The following is a 21,872-nucleotide window of genomic DNA, read 5'->3' on the forward strand; positions in this document are numbered from 1 at the left end:
AAGGACGCCGGGTCGAACGGCGGCAGCGGCGCTTAGATCAAGCCTTCTTCCTCATACCATTGCTCAAGCTGCGCCTGCAGCGCACGGATCTCCGTCAGCAGCGACACGAGCGGATAGGCGCTCTCTCGCACGGAAGCGAAGGCGGCTTCGAGCTCATTGATGTAGGTCATGCCGTCGGCACGCTCGGCCGCTCCCTCGAACAGCTCCAGACGGCCGATCTCGGCGACGGCTCGCGGGAGCGCAGGAATGTTGTCGGCGGTCAGCTTGGACAGCTCCTTGTGAAGTCTCAGGTTCAGGGCGCTGAGCTGGTAGGCGTGCGTGGCGGGCATCTCGACGAACAAGAGGCTGCCATCGGCTCGCTGCAGCAGTACATAGGTCATATCGGGCATGGCTCGGACGTTCTCCCCTCGGCAAATTCTACTTGACAGTGTAGCCCAACCCGTGACTACAATTCAAGTACAATCAGGCTTGGCCAGGAAGGCGGCTTCGTGCCATGAACAACCTTGAATTGCAGCATTGGGTGGAGGAGCTGTCGCTCCGCTGGTTCGGCAGGCCATTCCTCCACAAGGCGACCTTCAACGGCAGACTGCGAACGACGGGAGGACGCTACTTCACGAAGAGCCATCATATCGAGATCAGCCCGCATCAGCTCGAGATCAACGGCAGCGAGGAGACCGAGCGCATCATCAAGCATGAGCTGTGCCATTACCATCTGCATCTGCTCGGACGGGGCTATCGCCATCGCGATGCCGAGTTCAAGGCGCTGCTCGCCCAGGTGGGGGCGACGCTCTACTGCCAGGCGCTTCCGGGGGCGCGGCGCAGTCTGCCGGTCCGCTACCATCTCGTCTGCCACGCCTGCGGCATGTCCTACCCGCGCAAGCGCAAGACCGACCCGCGCAAGTACGTCTGCGGCCGCTGCAGAGGCAAGCTGAAGCTCGAAGAAGCCGCGCCGGAGGCGGCTTCCCGCCTTCCGGAAATGGCCGTGCAAAATTAATTTAAAAAAATGCCCGACAATGCTTGACTCAATTGTGGGCTTATGATAAATTAATCAATGTCGCTTTTGGAAAAAACGTTCCCTGATAGCTCAGTTGGTAGAGCACTCGACTGTTAATCGAGTTGTCACAGGTTCGAGTCCTGTTCGGGGAGCCAACATGGAGAGATACCCAAGTGGCTCAAGGGGACCCTCTGCTAAGGGGTTAGACTGCGCAAGTGGTGCGAGGGTTCGAATCCCTCTCTCTCCGCCACCATAGTGACATGACGAAGGACTGCCGAGAGGCGGTCCTTTTTTGCATTTGCTTTTTTTTGGAGCGGCGAGGGGAGCGTACTGTGCTGTGAGCGAGATAGGCGCGGCTACAGGAGGGAGCCGCCGCTGTAAGCGAGAAATGTGACGCTGCGGAAGGACCGAGGTAGCTGGAGGGTGCTGCAAGCGAGATAGGCGCCGCTACAGAAGCGAGCCGCCGCTGTAAGCGAGAAAACCACCGTTGGAGGAGGGGCAACGATGGTGGACTGCGCTGTATGCGAGAAAAGCGCGGCTACAGGAGGGAGCGCCCGCTGTAAGCGAGAAAAACACCGTTACAGGAGGAACGACGACGGCGGACCGTGCTGTAAGCGAGAAAAGCGCCGTTACAGAAGCGAGCCGCCGCTGTAAGCGAGAAAACCACCGTTGGAGGAGGGGCAACGATGGTGGACTACGCTGTAAGCGAGAAATGCGCTGCTACGAAGGGGGCGCCCGCTGCAAGCGAGAAAAACGCCGTTGCAGGAGGAGCAACGGCTGCGGACTGTGCTGTAAGCGAGAAAAGCGCCCTACAGGAGGGACCGCCCACTGTGGGAGCATCAGGTTGGAGCGGCGCAATGCACCGCCCGAGCCTTGTAGCCTGCGCTATCCGGCGAGCCTCACCGGCCCACATCTCCGAACCTAACCGCCCGCACCGTCCGAGCCTCACAGCCACCTCTTCCTTTTATAATACGCCCATAGTGAACCGGCGATGATCAGCATGACCAGCAGCACGGCAGGATAGCCGTACCTCCAGCGCAGCTCGGGCATATGCAGGAAGTTCATGCCGTACAGGCCGACGACGAACGTCAGCGGCAGGAAGATAGAGCTGACGATCGTGAGCGTCTTCATAATCTCGTTCATGCGATCGGACTTCATGTTCAGCTGCAGCTCGAGCAGGCCGGACAGCGATTCGCGGAAGCCGTCGATGGAATCGAGCACGCGGGAGATATGATCGTAAATATCGATGAAGTACACATCCGCCTCGGCGCGCGAATACGGGAACTGCTGGTGGGTGAGCTGCGCGAGCGCCGCTTTTTCTTCCGCCATGATCCGCCTGACCGTATGGAGCTTGCGCTTGAGCCGGAACACGTCACCCGCGATTTTCACATGCGGATTGCGGAAGACGGCGCGCTCGTGCTTGTCCAGCACATTTTCCACCTTGTCGGTCAATTCGGCGTAGTCGTCGACGCAGCGGTCGAGCAGCCGGTAGAGGATGGCGCCGGAGAATGGCATATAGCGCTCCGGCGCGGCACGGAAGTCGCGTCCTGCCGCCTCGACCGAGCCGGCGGATTGCGGTGCGACCGTGATCACGTAATTCGGACCGATGACATGCTCCATCTCGACGGTCGACAGATCGTGGCCGACCTCGAAGAAGGTGAGCAGCAGATGCTTGTCGTAGCGGTCGAGCTTGGGGCGCTGGTCCAGCTTGACGCAGTCCTCGACGATCAGCGGGTGGCAGCCGAACACATCTCGCAGCACATGCTCGATCTCCTCCTGGGAGGCTGCGATCAGCGGCACCCAGGCAACTTCATTGTCTCCGGGCATACGCACGGACGACTCGTTGACGCTTTGTGTTGCGGTATCGAACAGTAGCATTTGGGTCATCGCGGTACTCCTCTCCTGCTGTTATCATACACCACAAAAAAACTTTTAAAAAAGTATGCAAAGACGCTTGCCATTCCCGAATCCATGTTATATAATCATTTTTGTCGTCCGAAAGAGATGTCGGTAAACAAGCGATTCGATACTAATGCGGCCCGTTGGTCAAGCGGTTAAGACACCTCCCTTTCACGGAGGTAACGGGGGTTCGATTCCCCCACGGGTCACCACTTCAGCAATACCGGATGATGGTTTCATAGGATTTAACGGTTTCCTCGCACTGCCGCTTGGAGAACGGGAAGACTTACAATATGCGGTCGTGGCGGAATGGCAGACGCACCAGCTTGAGGGGCTGGCGGTAGCAATACCGTGGAGGTTCGAGTCCTCTCGACCGCACCATAACTTAAATGACGAGATCCCTTGCGCAGCAAGGGATTTTTTATTTTTATCGAAGCGGAGAGAATCCGATTCGGAGGAAATGCTTGTTCCTGTTTTTGTTCGTGGGAGCGAGCTTTCCATTCGTACCTGTGCGCAGGTCACGCTTGTCCACTGTCGCCCGGCTTGACTTCTTTATGACGTGCGCATACGGATCGGCTGTAGTCGAATACTGAGAGTGACAAAGACGTTCTTACATAATCTTTAGGTTTGTGCGGAGATACACTATCGACGAAAGTCGAGTATATTTAAAGTACTCTATTTTGTCGATGGAGGGGCGAATTGCCTCTCTTATTCGTTTTTTTTATAAGAAGATTTAACGCTAGCAATTGAATAAAAAAGAAGAAATTCACCGACTCCATTTTGCGAAAGCGCTATAATAACTCATACAGACGACCCAGAGGGACTTTCAGAATGGCGATTACGAGAGCATGAAGGGAGAATGGCGGATGATCATGAGGATGAGTGAGCTATTCACAGGAACTGGTGCTCTGCCACAACAGAATGATAGGGTTTACAGTCTTGACTCTGCCGAAGCGCCGGCAACGAGGGGGCGCTGACGATGACAAAGGAACGCGGGCTGCCGGACGTGCTTGTGACGCAGGGTGGGGAGCGGATTGGGACGGCCGACGATTGGCGGGAGAAGCGGCGTCCGGAGATTATGGACTTATTCCGTGAGCATGTATACGGGAGGGAACCGGTCGGGCGGCCGGCCTCGCAGACTTTTCACACGGCGGTTACAACTGACGTGATGGCGGGCGCCGCCGTCCGCAAGCAGGTGGAGATCCGTTTTGAGGGCGCAGGAGGAGCGGGCCGTATTCGCCTGCTGCTGTACCTCCCCAGCGATCGGCGGGGGCCCTCTCCCGTCTTGCTGCTGCTCAACAATCGGGGCGCCTTGGCAGGCGACGAACCGGACGCGGGCGACACCCCCTTCTGGCCCGCGGATCGAATTGTGGCGCGCGGTTATGCGGCGGCCGTGCTGGATGTCGAAGAGGTCGATCCCGACTTCGACGACGGCTTCCGCAACGGCGTGCACGGCCTGTTCGACCGCTTCGAGGGCGAAGAACGTCCCGCCGACGCCTGGGCGACGATCGCGGCATGGGCATGGGGCGCCGGCCGGGCGATGGACTACTTCGAGTCGGACCCCGATATCGACGCCTCCCGCGTCGCGGTGGTGGGCCATTCGCGGGGCGGCAAGGCCGCGCTGTGGGCGGGAGCCGTCGACGAGCGATTCGCGTTCGTCGTCAGCAATGAATCCGGCTGCACGGGCGCGGCGATCTCGCGCGGCAAGCGCGGGGAGACGATTCGCGATATTAACGCGCAGTTCCCTCATTGGTTCAGCGCCAACTACCATGCGTTCGCCGGCCGCGAGGAGGAGCTGCCCGTCGACCAGCATATGCTGGTCGCCGCCATCGCGCCGCGCCCCGTCTATGTGGCGAGCGCAACCGAGGACGAATGGGCCGATCCGAGCGCCGAGTTCGCCTCGCTGATTCACGCCGCACCCGTCTACCGGTTATACGGGTATCGCGGACTGCAGGACGCGCCGTTTCCGGACCCGGACACGCCGCTCTTCGGCGAGCGCATGGGCTATCACTTGCGCACCGGCGTTCACGATCTGACGGTCTACGATTGGGACCGGTTTATGGATTTTGCGGACAATGGTCCGTTTCGGAATATTTAACCTTCGCGCGGAGGATGCTATGTAAATCATGGCATCGCGGAGGGGAAGCGCTGTGAGTACGTTTAAAAACGCCGCGGCGGCTGCGTCGGGCGATTGTGACGATTATCCGGTGACGTCGGGGCTTGAGGAGAGGCTGGCTTGGTTCAAGCGCAGCTTTTCCGCATGCTCGGACGTCGTTTTTTATGAGTTCGCTATTGGCGGCGGCTTGCGATGCGCGTTGATCTATTTGCGCGAGATGTTCGATTATCGCGATGCCGAGGAGCATCTGCTGGAGCCGCTGCTGACGGCGAGCGGAGATTGGGACGGCGATGTGTCCAGACTGTTCTCGGAGCATCGCCTGCCGATGTCCGGCTGCCGGACGTTGACAGAGCCGGATGCCGCCATGGCGGCGATATTGGACGGCAGCGGTCTGCTGCTCGCGGACGGCGATCAGCGTCTGCTGGAGCTGCCCTTTGCGAAGTTTGAGAAACGAGCGGTGGAGGAGGCGCCCAACGAGTCGGTCATTCGCGGGCCGCGCGAGGCGTTTGTAGAGAGCCTGGATACGAACCTGACCCTGATCAGGCGTCGCATCCGCAGTCGTCATCTGAAGACGGAACGGCTGTTGATCGGCAGGGAGACGCGCACGGCCGTCATCCTCATCTACATGGACAATATCTGCCCATCCTCGCTCGTGCGGGAGATGAAGCGCCGTATCGGATGTATCGACATCGACGGCGTGCTCGGCTCGAACTATATTGAGGAAGCGATCGCAGACAGCCCCTCATCACCGTTTCCACAGATCCAATATACCGAGCGTCCTGACACAGTCGCCGCCTCCTTGCTGGAGGGCAGAATCTCCATCGTCGTCGACAATACGCCGATCACGCTGCTGGCACCGGTCAGTTTTTATATGATGCTGCAATCGGCCGAGGACTACTACCAGCCCTTTATCGCGGCGTCGTGGATCAGGTGGATTCGCTTCGTCTTCCTGGCGACCTCGCTGCTGCTGCCTTCCTTTTATATTGCGATTACGACGTTCCATCCGGAGATGATCCCGTTCAACCTGCTGATCTCGGTATCCGCGTCCCGGGAGGTCGTGCCGTTCCCCGCGCTTATGGAGGCTCTGATGATGGAAATTGCGTTCGAGGCGCTGCGGGAGGCATCCGTCCGCATTCCCAAGTCGATCGGCCAGGCCGTATCGATCATCGGCGCACTGATTATCGGCACGGCGGCCGTGCAGGCCGGCATCGTATCCGCCGCAATGGTCATCATCGTCTCGCTCACCGGCATCGCTTCCTTTATTATTCCGAACTTCGACCTCGGGCTGTCCTTTCGGCTGCTGCGCTTTCCGATGATGCTGCTGGCGGGCGCATTCGGCATTTTCGGCATCGCCTGCGGGATGATCCTCATCTATGTGCATATGCTCAATCTGCAATCGTTCGGCACGCCTTATTTGTCGCCGATCGCTCCTCAGGTGACGAGCGCGATCAAGGATACGCTGTTCCGCGCGCCCTGGTGGCATATGCTGAGGCGACCGCCGACGGCGGCGGCCGTCAACCGGATCAGGCAGCTCCGCAGCGCAAGGTCATGGGTCAAGCAAGAAGGGGAGGACGCAGAGTGATGGCGGCGCTAGGCCGGGTGGCCGGGCTGCTCGCGGCGGCTGCGCTGGCGCTGCCGCTCGCAGGCTGCTGGTCGTCCAACGAGCTGAACAATCGGGCGTTCGTGAGCGTGATTGTCGTGGACCGCACGGATGAGGGCATCGAACTGACGTTGGGCATTCCGCTGACGAACCGGCTGATTCCCGGGCAGACCGGCGGGACGGGGGGCGGAGGCAATCAGCGTCCTACCGCCTTCGTCACGCGGTCCGGGGTCTCGCTCGAGGACGCGCTGCAAAAAATTCAGGGCGATATCCCGCGGCGGGTTGCGTTCGGGCAGACGCATAGCATTGTGATGGGGGAGCGCTTCGTGCGCGAGGGGATCGAGCCGGTGCTGGAGTTCGTCGCCCGCAACCCGTTTTTGCGACTCAACACAAACCTGTTTATGGTGAACGGCCTGGCGAAGTCCAAGGTGGCGGACATGCCGGACTCGTTCGAGCGCTTTTTTGTGACTGTACTGAACGGCTATGTGCGCAACCATCAAATACTGAGTACGACGGTCAAGGACCTGATGTTTGACAAAGCGAACGGGGGAGACGGCGCACTGCCGATTTTGCGGTTCGACGGCGCGATGCCCAAGAGCGGTGCGGGACCGAGCGTCGGCACGTCCGGCTGCGTACTTCTCCGCAAGGGCAAGCTCGCGGCGCTGCTGACCCCGGAGGAGGCGTCGGCTGTACGGGTGGTGACCGGCCAGTTGAAGCAGTACACCTACAGTATCCAATCGCCTACGGACGGGAGAAACATAGGATTTTATACGACCTCCTTCCATATGGAGATCAAGCCGTACCGCACGAAAAGCGGGCTCGGCATTTTCGTCAGATCGACATCCCATGTCGGCATCATCGCTTCGGATTCGACCATCGATCTGAACAAGCCGGCGAATATTGAAAGGCTGGAACAGGAGATCAAGCTGATGGCGGACAAAACCGTGCAGCGTGTGCTCGAGCAATCGAAGGCGGCGGAGACCGACGCGTTTAACTTTGCCAGGTATATATCCGTGCAATATCCGCGCGAATGGAAAAAAATAAAAGGCAATTGGAGAGCCTACTATAAAGATCGGCTCGAGGTGAACGTGGATTCGGTCATTCAGCTGCGACGGGTCGGTTCCTCGACGGAATCGTTGCGCACAAGCTTTTTGGACGACGGGACGCCGGAGAAGCCATAGCGGGCGGGCGGAGAGACCAGCCGGAAGAGAGGTGTACAAGTGGAGCTGCAATCTGTGACGCAAGGCCAATTGCTCAAGCTGTTTGCGCTGCATCTGTTTTCGACCATGGTTGCGTTTATGCTCAGCATCATGCTGCAATCCAGCGGCTTCAACGCGCCGCTGGGCATTCTGGCCGGCGGGCTGCTGGGTCTGGTGCCGGCGTATATCGCTTATCGGCTGGCGCTGCGCCGGCCCGACCGCTTTTTCATCGAATACGGGTCGGAGATCATCGGACGCTGGCTGCATTATCCGCTGCTCTACTTTATCGGACTCGCCAACTTTTTGATCGCGATCATCAATATGTGGGAGCTGCAGGACGTGCTCGTGCAATTTTACCTGGTCAGCACGCCGTCATGGGCGATTGCGGGGCTATGCGGGCTCTGTGTCGCCTATACCGTCCGCTTCGGCGTCAAGTCGGTATTTCGCGCAGCCGAGGGTATTTTTTTCATCAGCCTGCTGTCCTTCGTTCTGATTCCGTTTATGGTCGGCAACAATTTCCACTGGTTTTCCGCGCGCGGGCTTGTGACGCATTTCAGCTTGCGCGAGTGCTGGCCCTCGACCTACTACACCGCTTCTGTGTTCGGCGAGATGTCGTTTATATTGCTGATTTTCCCTTATCTCGCCAACCGTCGCGATACGTTCCGCACATTGTTCAAGTCGATGGCGATCGCCGTCATCGTGGTGCTGATGCATGTCGTGCCGCTGCTGCTTATTTTCGGCCCGGAGCTGACCACCAAGATCAACTATCCGGAGCTGGAGATGCTCCGCTTTATGCGCAGCGGCTCCTTTCTAGAGACGCTGGACCCGGCGCTCATCGCGTTGTGGCTGATCAGTATTTTCGTCAAAATGGGCTTTATCGTTTTCAACATATGCTTGATATTGTCGCTCTCGTGCCGGCAGCGGGATTCGAAGCCGTTCGTGTTCCCGGTGACGCTGCTGATTGCAGTCTGCTCGCTCGTCATCGTCAAGTCGAATGTCCAGTTCAACAATATGCTCAGGGGCGGCATCCTGACGCTGTTCATGCTTGCGGAGCTGGTTCCGATTATCTACTATGCCGTCGATACGATGCGCAGGGCGTTCGGCGCCTCGCGGCAGGAGGCTCCCGAATGATCGCGATCTGTCTGTTGTTCGCCGCGATCGCCACGGCCGAGGGCAGCTATCTGCATCGCCGCAAACGCAAGCGCAGCACCTGGTACGTCGTATTCGGCTCGATCGCGATCATGCTGGCGATAAGCGAAGTGCTGTACGCCGAGTGGGACCGGTTCCAGCTCGCCCAGTGGATTCAGGCGGCGTTCGGACCGCTGGAGCGGGCGCTGCTCGGCAAGTGAGCACAGGCGGCGCCAAACCCTGCGCAAGAAAAGAGGGTACAACCAGAAACATGGGCATCCCTCGCCAAAACAAGCGGGGCACCGACAGCAGCAAGCTGACGACTACAGCGGAGAGCGCTGCCCAACCCATCATGAAAACGCTTGCCGACCGAACGGGCAACCTGCTAAAATAAACCTATTCACAAAGCCGCATGTCGCGGAGCAGCGAGCTGCTTCGAGCCGTGCGGCCTTTTGGACTTCACTGGCGGCGGAGGTAGACGACGATGGGCAACACCAAACATTCAGGACGCACGAAGCTGCCCGGACGACCGGAACCCAAGCTGTGGGTGAGCAAGGTCCCGTTCGGCCTGGGAAGACAGAAGCCGCACCATATTCGAGATACGATGAAGGTCGTCTGGGACAATCGCGACAATCTGCCTTATGCCTACAGAATATTGACGCAGGGCGTATGCGACGGATGCGCGCTGGGCGTGTCCGGTCTTTACGATCAGACGCTCATGGGTCCGCATCTGTGCACGACCCGGCTGAACGTGCTGCGCCTGAACACGATGGGAGCCATCAAGCCGGACATTCTCCATGCCGATATCGGCGAGCTTGGGAAAATGGACAGCGCACAGCTGCGCAAGCTGGGGCGGATTCCGTACCCGCTCGTGCGCGCGAAGGGAGAACGCGCCTTCCGCCGCGCGAGCTGGGAGGAGGCGCTGACGCGTATCGCCGCCAAGATCGGGGAGATCGATCCGAAGCAGCTGGCGTTCTATCTCACCGCACGCGGCATCACCAACGAATCGTATTATGCAGCGGCCAAGGCCGCCCGTCTGATCGGCACGAACAATATCGACAATGCGTCGCGCATCTGCCATTCGCCGTCCAAGACCGCGATGAAGCGGTCGCTCGGCATCGGCGCCTCGAGCTGCAACTACAAGGACTGGATCGGCACGGATGTGCTCGTATTCTGGGGGAGCGTCGCGTCGAACAACCAGCCGGTGTCGACCAAGTACATGTACGCGGCCAAGCGCAAGGGCACGAAGATCATCGTCATCAATCCGTACCGCGAGCCGGCGATGGAAGGCTACTGGGTGCCGTCGATTCCCGAATCGGCCTTGTTCGGCACGAAGCTGGCCGACGACTTCTATCAGGTCAACATCGGCGGCGACATCGCGTTCATGAACGGCGTGATGAAGCATTGGTTCGACATGGAGGACGCCGCTCCCGGCTCGGCGATCGACCATGCGTTCGTCCAAGCTCATGCGAACGGGCTCGAAGCGTTGGAGGTGCATGTGCGCAAGCAGGATTGGGGAGCGCTGGAGCGGTCGTCGGGCCTGTCCCGCGAGCGGATGGCGGAGTTCGCGGCGCTGCTGGCGGGCTCGCGCAGCGGCGTGTTCGTCTGGAGCATGGGGCTGACCCAGCACCGCTTCGGCACGGACAATATCTCGCAGGTGGCCAATCTGGCGCTCCTGCGCGGGTTCATCGGCAGGGAGCACTGCGGCGTCATGCCGATCCGGGGGCATAGCGGGGTCCAGGGCTCGGGCGAGATGGGTGCCGATCCGTTCAGCCTGCCCGGAGGGGACTTCCAGGCGGAGCATGTGGCGCGGATCGAAGCGCAGTGGGGCTTCGAGCTGCCGCGCTGGCAGGGCGACATCGTCGGCGTATCGCTCGAGAATGCCATGCTGCCGGACGACCACGAGCGCCGGCTCAAGGTGTTCTACACGTCCGGCGGCAACTTCCTGGAGACGATGCCCGATCCGGACTTCGTGCGGCGCTGTCTGGAAAACGTCGATGTGCGCGTGCATCAGGATATCGTGCTCAATACGTCGACGCTCGCGGACGCGCGGGAGGAGGTATGGGTGCTGCCCGCCATGACCCGCTACGAGCAGCCCGGCGGCGGCACGTCCACGTCGACGGAGCGGATGGTCTACTTCTCGCCGGAGATCGCAGGTCCGCGGATCGCCGAGGCGCGGCCGGAGTGGGAGATTTATATGGAGCTGGCATCGCGCATCAGACCGGAGCGGCGCGAGCGCATCGCCTTCAGGGATGCCGATCACATACGCGAAGAGATCGCCGCGGCCGCGCCGAACTACGACGGCATCCAGCACCTGAGCAAGCGGGGCGACGTCTTCCAGTGGGGCGGCGCCTGGCTCTGCGAGGCCGGGGAGTTCCCGACGCCGGACGGCAGGGGGAGACTCATCCCGATCGAGCTGCCGGAGCTGCGCAAGCCCGAGGGCCGGTATTACGCGACGACGCGGCGCGGCAAGCAGTTCAATTCGATGATCTACGGCGGCATCGATCCGTTCAACGGCGCCGGGCGGTACGACGTATTGATGAACGCGGGCGACGCGGAGGGGCTTGGGGTGCAGGAAGGCGACGCGATCGTCGTCTACAACCGCCACGGCGTTTTCCACGGCAGGGCCAAGACGGAGGCGATCGCCGCAGGCAATATCGAGCTGTACTGGCCGGAAGGCAACATGCTTTTCCCGAGGGGCGTCTACGAGCCGCATGCGGGCATCCCCGAGTACAACACGGCAGTCGTCGTGGAAAAGGCGGAGACGTACCATGCGCTGAAGGACACGCGTTACGTCGAGAGACGGATCGAGGAACTGGACATCGATATGCCGGAGTGAGCGGCAGGGAGGAACGACGGCATGGAGCGACCCGCGAGCGTTAAATGGACCGCAACGAGAATCAAGGGGGGCCGGATCAGCGAGCTGCAGGACGATGTGGCCTCCGAATATCCGCTGACGCTGATCGTCGACGGCGATGAGTTCGCCACGATCGTCTGCTCGCCGGGCGACCTGACCGACCTGGTCGTCGGATTTCTTGGCTCCGAAGGCGTCATCCGCGTCTTTGACGACATCCGTTCGCTGACGCTTGACGAGGAGGGCGGCTTTGCCCGCGTCGAGCTCGTCCGTCCGCAAGCCACCGGCAAGGACTTTTATTCGAAGCGGATGATCGGCTCCTGCTGCGGCAAGAGCCGGCAATTTTATTTTCACAACGATGCCAGAACGGCCAGAACGCTGTCCGGCGGACTGCAGATTCCGGCCGAGCGCTGCTTCGAATTGATGCGTATGCTGCAGGCGGGCTCGACTGCATTCATGGCCACGGGCGGCGTCCACAATGCCGCACTGGCCGACGAATCGGGCGCAGCCGAGATCCGCTCCGACATCGGCCGGCACAATGCGCTCGACAAGCTGTTCGGCCATTGCATCCGCAACCGGCTCTCCGCCCGCAACAGCGTCATCGTCTTCAGCGGCCGCCTGTCATCCGAGGTCGTGCTGAAGGCCGCGAAGATCGGCTGCCCGCTGCTGCTGTCCAAATCCGCGCCCACCGATCTCGCCCTGCAGCTGGCCGAAGATCTCGGCATTACATGCGTCGGTTTTATACGCGCGGACGCGCTGAACGTCTACACGCATCCGCATCGCATCCGCTTCGAATAGAGGGCTCCGTCCGGCCGTCAGATCAGCCCTTGCTCGCTCAGCCACTGCTCCGCCACCGCGCGGGGCTCTTTGCGTTCCAGATCGACTTTCCCGTTCAGCACGGACATCGTCTTGTCGTCGATTTTTCCGGCCAGCAGTCCCAGCACCTCAGCCAATTCGGGATGCGCCTGCAGCGTATCGTCGCGGATGACGACCGCCGCGTAGTAGGGAGGGAAGAAGTGCCGGTCGTCCTCCAGCACCTTCAGCTTGAACGCCTGAATGCGCCCGTCGGTCGAGAAGGCGTCGTTGACGTCGGTCGTGCCCTCCTTCACGGCGCCGTAGGTCAAGCCCGCATCGAGTCCGGTCACCGTCTTGAAGCGCATGCCATAGGCCGACTGCAGCCCCTTGAAGCCGTCGTCGCGCTCGAGAAATTCATGCGTCGCGCCGAGCCGCAGCCCGGGAGAACGCGCGGCCAGCTGCGACATGGTCGCGATGCCGAGCTGCTCCGCCTTGTCCGCCCGCATGGCCAGCGTATACGTATTGTTGAAGCCGAGCGGCGCCAGCCAGGTGACGCCGAACTTCGTCTTGTAGGCTGCCTTGACCTTGTCGTAGGTGAGCTGGGGCTCGCCTACGACCGGCGCTTCGCCCAGCACCGAGGACCAGCCGGTTCCCGTATATTCCGGGTACAGGTCAATGCTGCCGCTCGTCAGCGCGCTGTGCGTCACCTGGGACCCGCCGAGGAAAGGCTTGCGCACGACCTTGAGGTCCGTCTTCGCTTCGATCAGGGAGGCGAGCATATGGACGAGCACGTCCTGCTCCGTGAAGTTTTTGCCCCCGACCGTCACGGTGTCGGCACCGCCGCCTCCGAAGCCGAACCGCCCGTTGCCGATCAGGCTCGTCGCGATTGCCGCGACGAGCAGTACGCCGAGCGCGATCTCGACGCCGCGCATGAACGGATGGCTGCGCCGCCGGCTCGCCGGCCGGATGCCGGGCGGCGTGACCGCACGCTCCATCCGCTCCAGCAGGAAGTCGAGCAGCAGGGCGAGCAGCGCGGCGGGGATCGTGCCCGCGAGGATCAGCTCGGTGTTGACCGTGGAGATGCCGCGGAAGATGAGATCGCCCAGACCGCCGGCGCCGACCAGCGAAGCCAGCGTCGCCACCCCGATCACCATGACGGTCGCGGTGCGTATGCCCGCCATGATGACGCTGAGCGCGAGCGGCAGCTCGATGCGCCACATCACCTGCAGGGACGTCATGCCCATGCCGATGCCCGCTTCCTTGATCGGCTTCTCCACGTTCATGATGCCGGTGTACGTATTCCGGAGGATCGGCAGCAGCGCGTACACCGTCAGCGCGATGACGGCCGGCACCCGGCCGATGCCGACCAGCGGGATCATGAATCCGAGCAGGGCGAGGCTCGGGATCGTCTGGAACAGCGAGGTCAGGCCGATGATCGGCGCGGCGAGCCTGCGGTAGCGCGTCAGCGCGAGGCCCGCCGGCACGGAGATGACGATGGCGATGAGCAGCGCGACGAACGAGATTTGCAGATGCTCGAGCGTGGCGCGTACGATGTCGTCGCGCCGGTTGACGAATACGTCCCAGAGATTCATGGCTGCCTCCCGTTCAGATCTGCTTCAGCAGGGCGTCGATCAGGCTTGAATTGGTCACGAGACCCGCGATTTGGCCGTTCGGATGGACGACGGGCAGGTAGCTCATGCCGTTCTGCTTCATGACGTCGACCGCATCCCCGATGCTGGACCCGACGATGACGGAGGGGACGTCCGTCCGCATGATCTCCCCGAGCGACAGCTCCTCGTTGCGGTAATTTTCCTCGATCGCCTCCCGGGACACGACGCCCTGGAGCACGCGGTTTTTGTCCAGCACGAGCAGGCCGTTGACGCGGTGCTGCTTCATCAGCTTGGCGCCGTGCGCGAGCCCTCTCGACTGATAGACGGTGACGGGGTTCCAGAGCATCGCGTCCTCGACGGCCAGGCTCTCCGACGCTTCGTTCAGCCGTCCTTCGCCGATGAAGCTGCGCACGAAGTCGTCCTTCGGCCGGCGCAGGATGCGTTCGGGGGTATCCGCCTGCACGATCTGGCCGCCCTTCATCAGTACGATCCGATCGGCGATCTTGAGCGCTTCGTCCATGTCATGCGACACGAATACGATCGTTTTCTTCACGGTCTCCTGCAGCCGGATCAGCTCGTCCTGCAGCTGCTCGCGGCTGATCGGATCGAGCGCGCTGAACGGCTCGTCCATCAGAATGATCGAGGGCTCGGCCGCCATTGCTCTGATGACGCCGATCCGCTGCTGCTGGCCGCCGCTCAGCTCGGACGGATAGCGGTCCCGGTACCGGTCCGGCTGGAGTCCGACCATGTCCATCAGCTCGTCGATCCGGCTTTCGTACGCTTTTTTATCCATGCGCTTCAGCCGCGGCACGATCGCCACATTGTCCTTGATCGTCATATGGGGAAACAAGCCGATATGCTGGATCACGTAGCCGATATCGCGCCTGAGCTGGACGGGATTGATTTTCGAGATGTCCTTGCCGTCGATGACGATCTTCCCGTTCGTCGGCTCCACGAGCCGGTTGATCATTTTCATCGTCGTGGACTTGCCGCAGCCGCTCGGGCCGATCAGCGTGACCAGCTCGCCTTCCTGTATTTCGAGATTGATGCCCTTCAAGGCGCTCGTGCCGTCCGGATATTTTTTGGTTACGTCGATAAACTGAATCACGCGCGACCGCTCCCCGTCGTCCGCGCCCGTCCGGGCGGCGGCGATAATGTCCGTAGTATGTCCCGCCCCCGGGAAAAATAAGTGAAATAAGAAAAGCCAACCGGATACTGTGAGCCGGCTGGCTTTTTTAGACGTCCGGCTTCCGTCCGGCGTTCTCGCCGGTTCTGGAGCCGATCAAATAACCGATGATGGTGGACTCGATCGGCAGCACGACCAGCGTCCACAGGTCCTTGAGCCCGAAGTCCGGCGATCTGTACCGATCGGGAACAAGGGTGTACACGAGCGCGATCAGCAGCACGCCGAGCGAGATCGTGCCGACGATGTACAGCCGGACATTGTCGCCCGAACCGAAAAACTTGCCGAGGAAGCCGAGCTCCGCCTTGCGCTTCTCGCTCTCGGCATTGGCCGCGATGATCTTGCTCGCCACCTTGGGGTCCTGAATCTCGATCTTGTTCACGGCCCATCAGGCCCCCTCTCCGGCGAAAAAGGTGAAGGAGAGTACCCAGGCGCTCGCGTCGTAGTTGATCGTCACCTCATAGCAGAGGGACAGCTTGCGGTTGTCGAGCACGCCGAGATGAATCATGTCATCGTTGCCCGTCGGCTTGCCTCTGGGGAAGTTGATGCAGGCGATCCGCACCTTGTTGTGCTGAACGAGGCGGATATCCGTCACGAAGTCGTCCCGTCCGGGCTCCTGCTCGATGCAAAATACAAAGGTCAGCGGATCGTTCTCCTCGGAGAGCGTGACCTCGATCGGATTCATCTGATAGGCGAACACCCTGCCATGATAGACGGCCTCGAATCCGCCGGAACGAATGCGCATGCGTATCCCTCCCGTTTTTCAACTGGATATACGATCAATATCTGCCAATATAATAATGTACGAGCACGAGGCCGGTCTTATGTCGGAATAATACGAAGAGCCTCCTCTTGGGGTTAGAGGAGGCTCGGCCGGCGGATGCCGGCATGGGGCGGTCGGTTCTCGTCAGCAGGATTGGCCGATCGTGACGATCTCGTAGGGCCGAACGTCGATGCGAAGTGCGCCCTGGCTGTCCGGGGACAGCAGATCCAGGCGTTCTTCGAGCACATTGCTGGCGTACCATGTTGTGCCCGGAGCAGCGCTCACAGTGAGCGCCGCGGGCTCGCCGGACATGTTGAACCAGCGGTAAAATACGTCTGCGGAAGCCGCGCCGCGCTTGACGGCGGACAGCGCGAGCCGGTCGCCGCTCCAGTCGAGCGGGCTGTAGACGGGCGGCAGCTCGCCCGCATGCGCGTCCGTCTGGACGGCGAGCCACGGCACCTGAGACGCGTACGCTTCCTGCGCGGCGGCGTATCTGCCGGCTGCGCCGCCGTACGGAATGAGCGTCAGCTCCGCCTCTTGGGCACCCAGGCACTGGGCTTCGGGCGTCGGGAACACGCCCCAGTCGCCCAGCTCGCCGACCGCGCGCAGCAGCGTGACGGCGACCGTGCCGCGCCCGTCGCGAAGCACCTCGTACTCGTTCAGGCCGATGTTGGCGACGGCCAGGCCGCGGCTGTCGTCATCGAGGGCGACGAACGCCTGCTGATGTTGCGCGTTGCTCGGATTGCGCCACTCCGCCGCGGGCTCGTTGGGACGCTCCGCGATCTCGAAGATCGAGTCGGCATGGTGGACGGCGGCAGCGGCGTCGGTCGGGAACAGCATCCGCAGGCGGTGATCCTTGGCCTGATTGTCGTAGGCGACCTTGAGCTTGAGCGCCTTCACGCCGCGCTCGACCGTGAGGGTCGTCGTGATCGTGAGCGGCAAGGTGCGGGTGGACCTGCCCGCCTTGCGGTCCGGCAGATGCGTCATCGCAGCGCACTCACGCTGCAGCAGGGCGTCCGCCTCGGCGGGAATCTCCCACCGGTGCACGATCTCCGCGACCGTCCGGAAAGGAGAGCGGGAGACGATTCTCGTCTCGGCCCGAAGATGCTGCGTCGTCAGCGTCACGCGTTCGCCGTCTTGGATGTAGACGTATTCGTTGCCGATGTCGCCCGTGTTCTCGAAGACGCCGAGGTCGCGGTACACTTCTCCCGTCTCCTTGTCCGTGAGCGCGAAGCTGCCGTTCGGCAGCACTTCGACGGCGATCAGCTCATTTTCCAGGCTCAGCGCGGCCCCTGCGCCTGCGTCCGCAGGCGTCAAGATACCGGTCTGCGGCTCGGCCGCGATGACGGCAGTGCCGCTGCGGCTAGCCGCGGCGGCCACATCCGAGCCTTCGGACGGTGCGTCCTCGCGGCGCCAGGCGTACAGGCGATAGCCCTGCGAAGGAACGGCCTCCGCCGCCAAGGTGATGCGGATGCGCCTTGCCATGTACGGCTGCCTGAACTTGTCGTCGGGCAGCGTATAGCCGAAGCGGATGCCGAGATCCTCGATGTCGGCGTCGACCGTACGGCCCTCGTGATCGACGACAGTTCCCCGGCCGATCGCGAGGCGTTCCATGTCCGCATAGGCTTCGGCGGGCTTGGCTTCCTTGAACCAGCGCCGCGCGACGTCCAGCTCCACGGTCACGGAGCCGGAGCGTGCGATGCCGGCGAAGTTGAACGCCGCGAACGGCACATACGCATCTCCGCCGAAGCCGGAGGTGTCAATCTTCGAGGCGATATGCGCCAGGCTCCGCTCGACGATCGGCTCCGCGGCGTGACGGCTCTTGGCGAAGCGGGTCATCATCTCCGCGTGCACCTCGTCCACGCTGCAGCCGCAGATGCTGTCGTGCGGATGATTTTGCATGAGCGTCTTCCAAGCATAGGTCAGCAGCGCGTCCGGATGGGACATGCCGAGCGCAGAGGCAAACGCGGCCGCAGGCTCCGCGAGCCGCTCGAGCAGAATCTGGCCTTTGACGTTGGCCTGCTTGATATAGACGCGCGCCGACGCCGTGGCTGCCAGCGTGAACCAGCCGTCCGTCCGCTGGCTGCGCAGCTCGCCTCTGACGACGGACAGCGCGCGCTCGGACGAATCCTCTACGGCTGCCACGTACGAAGTCAGATCGCTATGGACGAATTCGTAGTCGGGGTACAGCTCGCGGGCGGTGCGGAGCGCGGCCGACAGGTCGGTCTGTACGGGCTGATGGTCGCAGCCGTTCATGAACAGCAGCTGCGGCGTCGATGCGAAGCGCTCCGCATTTTGCAGCTGATTGTCCCAATAGACGCGCGCTTCGTCGGGGTCGACGGGGATCTCCATGCCGTTGCAGTACCAGTTGGCGAACAGAATGCCGAGCACCTCGGAGCCGTCCGGCGACCGCCAGATCATCTCGGAGTACGGGGATTCGTAAGCTTCGGAGTCGGAGACGGTATTGTTGAAGCCGGTCGGCTTGACCCCGCGCCCGAAGATGGCGTTCGTGATGCCGGCCTGCCGCATCAGCTGCGGCGCCTGGCCCATATTGCCGAAGGAATCGGGGAAGTAGCCGATCTTGGCGACGGGGCCGTAGCGGAGGGCGTCCTGATGGCCGACGAGCAGGTTGCGCACATTGGCTTCGGAGCTGGTGAGGAACTCGTCCTGCAGCACGTACCACGGCCCGATCTTGATGCGTCCTTCGGCAATCAGGCGCGTCAGCCGCTCGCGCTGCTCCGGTCTGACCTGCAGGTAATCTTCCAATATGATCGTCTGTCCGTCGAGATGGAAGCTGCGGTAGTCCGGATCGCTATCGAGCGTGTCCAGCAGTGTGTCCATCAGCTCGATGAGCCGGACGTGGTGACGTTCGTAAGGCATATACCATTCGCGGTCCCAATGCGTGTGAGAGACGACATGAACGACGCGTTTTGTCATCTGTTCATTCCTCCGTATAATACGAATATACAACCTAATGTGAAGTTGTTATAATCGATCATAGTGAGATAGTCGTTTGATGTAAATGGAATCTGGCTTTTTGAGCCGAATAAAGTTGTATATAAGTTATAACGGGAATGGCGGGGTATTCATGGATCAGAAGCAGCGGGATAGCGGCGGACGAACGCCGCTGTATGCGCAGGTGGAATCGTATGTGCGCGATCAGATCCGTTCCGGCCGGTGGCAGCCCGGGAGACGGCTGCCTTCGGAGAACCAGCTCTGCAAGCAATTCGACGTCAGCCGGATCACGATCCGCGGCGCGATGGAGAAGCTGGTGGAGGAAGGCGTCGTCTACCGGATCCAGGGCAGGGGCAGCTTCGTCGCGGACGATGCGGCGGGAGAGCCGAAGCGTTATCCCGTCGGCACGTCGGCGACGCACGGCGATCTGCTGCCGGTGGCGGTCATCCTGCCGCGTCTGCGAGGCATGCTGACGACGAGTCTGTTCGCCGGCGTGGAGCAGGGGCTGGCCGCGTCGCGATACCGGATATTGCTGCTGACGACCGACGACGACCAGACGCGGGAGGAAGAGAAGCTGCGCGAGGCGATTCGCGCGGGCGCGCGGGGCATGATCGTCTATCCTGCGGAAGGGCGCACCTACAGCGAGGAGATGCTCCGGCTGACCTTCGACCGGTACCCGATCGTCGTCATCGACCGCTATGTCCGCGGCGTGAAGACGCACTGCGTGTGCTCCGATCATTTCACGGGGGCTTATGAAGCGACCGAACATCTGCTGCGCCTCGGTCATCGCCGGATCGCCTTCGTGACGACGCCGTACTTGAGGACGACCAGCCTGGAGGAAAGGATGGACGGCTTCCGCCAGGCGCTGAACGATTATGGCGTCGTGCTGGACCGGAGCCTGGTGCTGGAGCAGGTAGAGCCGGAGGCAATCTCCGCATTTCTGGCGGCGAACGCGGATGTGACCGCGTTGTTCGCCGTCAACGAAGGCATCGGACAGACCGCGATCCGGGCCGCCGAAGCTTCGGGGAAGCGGGTGCCGGCAGATTTGTCGGTCGTTTTTTTCGACGATTACGATCACGCCGAAGCGGCGCGTATCCCTCCGACCTGCGTGGCGCAGCAGGGCGGCCTGATCGGCGAGCAAGCCGCGGCGCGTCTGCTCTCGCTGATCGCCGACCCGCTGCAGGAGCGGAGCATGGTCCGCATACCGACCCGGCTGATCGTCCGGGCGTCGACGGCGGCGCTTGCCGGGGAGGGACAGGGGGCGGTGGAATAGTGCTGAGCTTGGCAACAGCGAGCAGCGGGGGCACGGTCGACGGTGAGCAGCGAGGGGGGAAGGTCGGCAGCGGGTGATGCGAGCGCGCCAACGATAGGCAGCGGGTGGTGCGAGGCGTGCCAAAGATAGGCAGCGGGTGATGCGAGGCGCGCCAACGATAGGCAGCGGGTGATGCGAGCGCGCCAAAGATAGGCAGCGGGTGATGCGAGGCGCGCCAACGATAGGCAGCGGGTGGTGCGAGGCGTGCCAACGATGGGCAGCAGGTGATGCGAGGCGCGCCAAAGATAGGCAGCGGGCGGTGCGAGGCGTGCCAACGATAGGCAGCGGGTGATGCGAGCGCGCCAACGATAGGCAGCGGGTGATGCGAGGCGCGCCAAAGATAGGCAGCGGGTGATGCGAGCGCGCCAACGATAGGCAGCGGGCGGGCATCGGCATGCCGGTAGGAGGCGGCCAGGACTTCGGGATCTTGCGGTTATATTGGCCGGCCTCGCATTAGGCGGCGAACCTGCGGTAGGATAGAAGTCAACGATAGATTCGCGGGCGTTGCGCTCGAAGGGATAGATTAGATGCATGAATAGTCAAACCGTAAGAGAACAGTTGGAGGCGTTGGCGGAGCCCGGCTACCGCAAGTTCGCTTCGTCGCTTATTCCGAATATCGACAATCTGATGGGGGTGCGGCTGCCTGCGTTGAGACGAATCGCACTTGCGGCTGCACGCGGCGATTGGCGTGGATGGCTTGCGGGTGCGGAGGCTGCCTCGTTCGAGGAGACGATGCTTCAGGCGATGGTCATCGGGTATGCCGATATGGATGTCGAGGAGCGGCTGCGGCTTGTGGCGGCATACGTACCCAAGATCGACAATTGGTCGGTATGCGACCGCTTCTGCCTCGGACTCAAGTTTGCGGCCGCGCATCAGGAGCGGGTGTGGACGTTTTTGCAACCCTATCTGAAGTCCAGGCTTGAATACGAGGTTCGCTTCGGCGTCGTCATGCTGCTCGAGCACTTTCTCGACGAGTCGCATGTGTCGGCGGTGCTGCGGCTGCTGGACGGCATATGTCATGACGGATATTATGCGAAAATGGCGGTCGCTTGGGCGGTGTCGATCTGCTATGTCAAGTTTCCGGCGGTGACGGAGGCGTATCTGACGGACAGCGCGCTGGACGACTTCACGTTCAACAAGTCGCTGCAAAAAATCGGCGAGTCGTACCGCGTCGACGCCGCGGCGAAGCAACGGGTGCGGGCGATGAGACGAAGCGCGAAGCGACCGCGGCGGGCGGCGGCGGGCTCTGCGGAGCCGAGCCTGTAATCGCAGACGGCGGGGATCGCGCCGGCAGCGTGCTGCGCGAGTCGCATCGCCTCTCGTAGTGAAGGCGATGAGCCAGAAGCGAGCCGCGCGAGCCCCAACGCCTCTCGTAGTGAAGGCGATGGGTCGGAAGCGTGCTGCGCGGGAAGCATCGCCTCTCGTAGTGAAGGCGATGGGCCGGCAGCGAGCTGCGCGAGTCGC

General features: G+C 61.8%; 17 protein-coding genes and 4 tRNA genes. 14 read left to right on the forward strand and 7 right to left on the reverse strand.

All coding sequences use genetic code 11. The annotated features are described in order from the left end of the window. Positions 1-32 precede the first annotated feature (32 nt). A complete protein-coding gene (locus VQ071_RS22135) occupies positions 33-389 on the reverse strand; it encodes a hydrolase/acyltransferase (protein ID WP_340516407.1) in 357 nt (118 codons plus the stop codon). Between the two features lie 104 nt (positions 390-493). Here VQ071_RS22135 and VQ071_RS22140 point away from each other — a divergent pair, with 104 nt between their 5' ends. The 3 genes from VQ071_RS22140 (at position 494) to VQ071_RS22150 (ending at position 1,244) form a co-directional block, all read left to right on the forward strand. Continuing rightward, entirely contained in the window at positions 494-994 is a 501-nt protein-coding gene (locus VQ071_RS22140) for a SprT family protein (RefSeq protein WP_340516408.1), read from the forward strand. 79 nt (positions 995-1,073) lie between these two features. After that, positions 1,074-1,149 (forward strand) — tRNA-Asn (locus VQ071_RS22145). A 4-nt stretch (positions 1,150-1,153) separates the two neighbouring features. Then, positions 1,154-1,244 (forward strand) — tRNA-Ser (locus VQ071_RS22150). 695 nt (positions 1,245-1,939) lie between these two features. Here the strand turns inward: VQ071_RS22150 and corA are convergent. Next, positions 1,940-2,881 (reverse strand): magnesium/cobalt transporter CorA, encoded by a 942-nt coding sequence (gene corA, locus VQ071_RS22155; RefSeq protein ID WP_340516409.1) that lies wholly within the window; start codon positions 2,879-2,881, stop codon positions 1,940-1,942. 149 nt (positions 2,882-3,030) lie between these two features. On the opposite strand from corA, the gene VQ071_RS22160 reads away from it, so the two are divergent. From VQ071_RS22160 to fdhD, 9 genes are all read left to right on the forward strand, one after another. After that, positions 3,031-3,105: transfer RNA gene (locus VQ071_RS22160), tRNA-Glu, on the forward strand. A gap of 83 nt (positions 3,106-3,188) precedes the next feature. Continuing rightward, a tRNA-Leu gene (locus VQ071_RS22165) sits at positions 3,189-3,274 on the forward strand. A gap of 598 nt (positions 3,275-3,872) precedes the next feature. Then, complete coding sequence (locus VQ071_RS22170; protein ID WP_340516410.1) at positions 3,873-4,991, forward strand: glucuronyl esterase domain-containing protein; 1,119 nt, start codon at positions 3,873-3,875, stop codon at positions 4,989-4,991. A 52-nt stretch (positions 4,992-5,043) separates the two neighbouring features. Continuing rightward, positions 5,044-6,591 carry a spore germination protein gene (locus VQ071_RS22175; protein WP_340516411.1) on the forward strand — a complete coding sequence of 516 codons (1,548 nt, stop codon included), beginning with the start codon at positions 5,044-5,046 and terminating at the stop codon, positions 6,589-6,591. Then, a complete protein-coding gene (locus VQ071_RS22180) occupies positions 6,591-7,790 on the forward strand; it encodes a Ger(x)C family spore germination protein (RefSeq protein WP_340516412.1) in 1,200 nt (399 codons plus the stop codon). The genes VQ071_RS22175 and VQ071_RS22180 overlap by 1 nt, the downstream gene beginning before the upstream one ends. A 39-nt stretch (positions 7,791-7,829) precedes the next feature. Further along, complete coding sequence (locus VQ071_RS22185; protein WP_340516413.1) at positions 7,830-8,939, forward strand: GerAB/ArcD/ProY family transporter; 1,110 nt, start codon at positions 7,830-7,832, stop codon at positions 8,937-8,939. Then, positions 8,936-9,157 carry a hypothetical protein gene (locus tag VQ071_RS22190; protein WP_340516414.1) on the forward strand — a complete coding sequence of 74 codons (222 nt, stop codon included), beginning with the start codon at positions 8,936-8,938 and terminating at the stop codon, positions 9,155-9,157. The genes VQ071_RS22185 and VQ071_RS22190 overlap by 4 nt, the downstream gene beginning before the upstream one ends. 263 nt (positions 9,158-9,420) lie before the next feature. Beyond that, positions 9,421-11,775 carry an FdhF/YdeP family oxidoreductase gene (locus VQ071_RS22195; RefSeq protein WP_340516415.1) on the forward strand — a complete coding sequence of 785 codons (2,355 nt, stop codon included), beginning with the start codon at positions 9,421-9,423 and terminating at the stop codon, positions 11,773-11,775. 21 nt (positions 11,776-11,796) lie between these two features. Then, the gene (gene fdhD, locus VQ071_RS22200; protein WP_340516416.1) at positions 11,797-12,588 is read left to right on the forward strand and encodes a formate dehydrogenase accessory sulfurtransferase FdhD; all 792 of its coding nucleotides are present in this window, start codon (positions 11,797-11,799) and stop codon (positions 12,586-12,588) included. Positions 12,589-12,605: 17 nt separating this feature from the next. Here fdhD and VQ071_RS22205 read toward each other — a convergent pair whose 3' ends face one another. The 5 genes from VQ071_RS22205 to VQ071_RS22225 form a co-directional block, all read right to left on the reverse strand. After that, the gene (locus VQ071_RS22205) at positions 12,606-14,177 is read right to left on the reverse strand and encodes a glycine betaine ABC transporter substrate-binding protein (RefSeq protein WP_340516417.1); all 1,572 of its coding nucleotides are present in this window, start codon (positions 14,175-14,177) and stop codon (positions 12,606-12,608) included. A gap of 13 nt (positions 14,178-14,190) precedes the next feature. Further along, positions 14,191-15,303, reverse strand: coding sequence for an ABC transporter ATP-binding protein (locus VQ071_RS22210; RefSeq protein ID WP_340516418.1), 1,113 nt, complete (start codon positions 15,301-15,303; stop codon positions 14,191-14,193). Between the two features lie 127 nt (positions 15,304-15,430). Continuing rightward, on the reverse strand, positions 15,431-15,760 hold the full coding sequence (locus VQ071_RS22215) for a hypothetical protein (protein ID WP_340516419.1): 330 nt from the start codon (positions 15,758-15,760) through the stop codon (positions 15,431-15,433). A 6-nt stretch (positions 15,761-15,766) separates the two neighbouring features. Next, positions 15,767-16,123 carry a DUF6864 domain-containing function gene (locus VQ071_RS22220; RefSeq protein WP_340516420.1) on the reverse strand — a complete coding sequence of 119 codons (357 nt, stop codon included), beginning with the start codon at positions 16,121-16,123 and terminating at the stop codon, positions 15,767-15,769. A 162-nt stretch (positions 16,124-16,285) separates the two neighbouring features. After that, positions 16,286-19,078 carry an alpha-mannosidase gene (locus VQ071_RS22225; protein ID WP_340516421.1) on the reverse strand — a complete coding sequence of 931 codons (2,793 nt, stop codon included), beginning with the start codon at positions 19,076-19,078 and terminating at the stop codon, positions 16,286-16,288. 151 nt (positions 19,079-19,229) lie between these two features. Here VQ071_RS22225 and VQ071_RS22230 point away from each other — a divergent pair, with 151 nt between their 5' ends. Together VQ071_RS22230 and VQ071_RS22235 are read left to right on the forward strand one after the other, a co-directional pair. Beyond that, positions 19,230-20,369 (forward strand): GntR family transcriptional regulator, encoded by a 1,140-nt coding sequence (locus VQ071_RS22230; protein WP_340516422.1) that lies wholly within the window; start codon positions 19,230-19,232, stop codon positions 20,367-20,369. A gap of 570 nt (positions 20,370-20,939) precedes the next feature. Further along, a complete protein-coding gene (locus tag VQ071_RS22235; RefSeq protein ID WP_340516423.1) occupies positions 20,940-21,674 on the forward strand; it encodes a DNA alkylation repair protein in 735 nt (244 codons plus the stop codon). Positions 21,675-21,872 lie beyond the last annotated feature (198 nt).

The sequence above is a fragment of the Cohnella sp. 56 genome, assembly GCF_037963805.1.
GTDB lineage: Bacteria > Bacillota > Bacilli > Paenibacillales > Paenibacillaceae > Cohnella.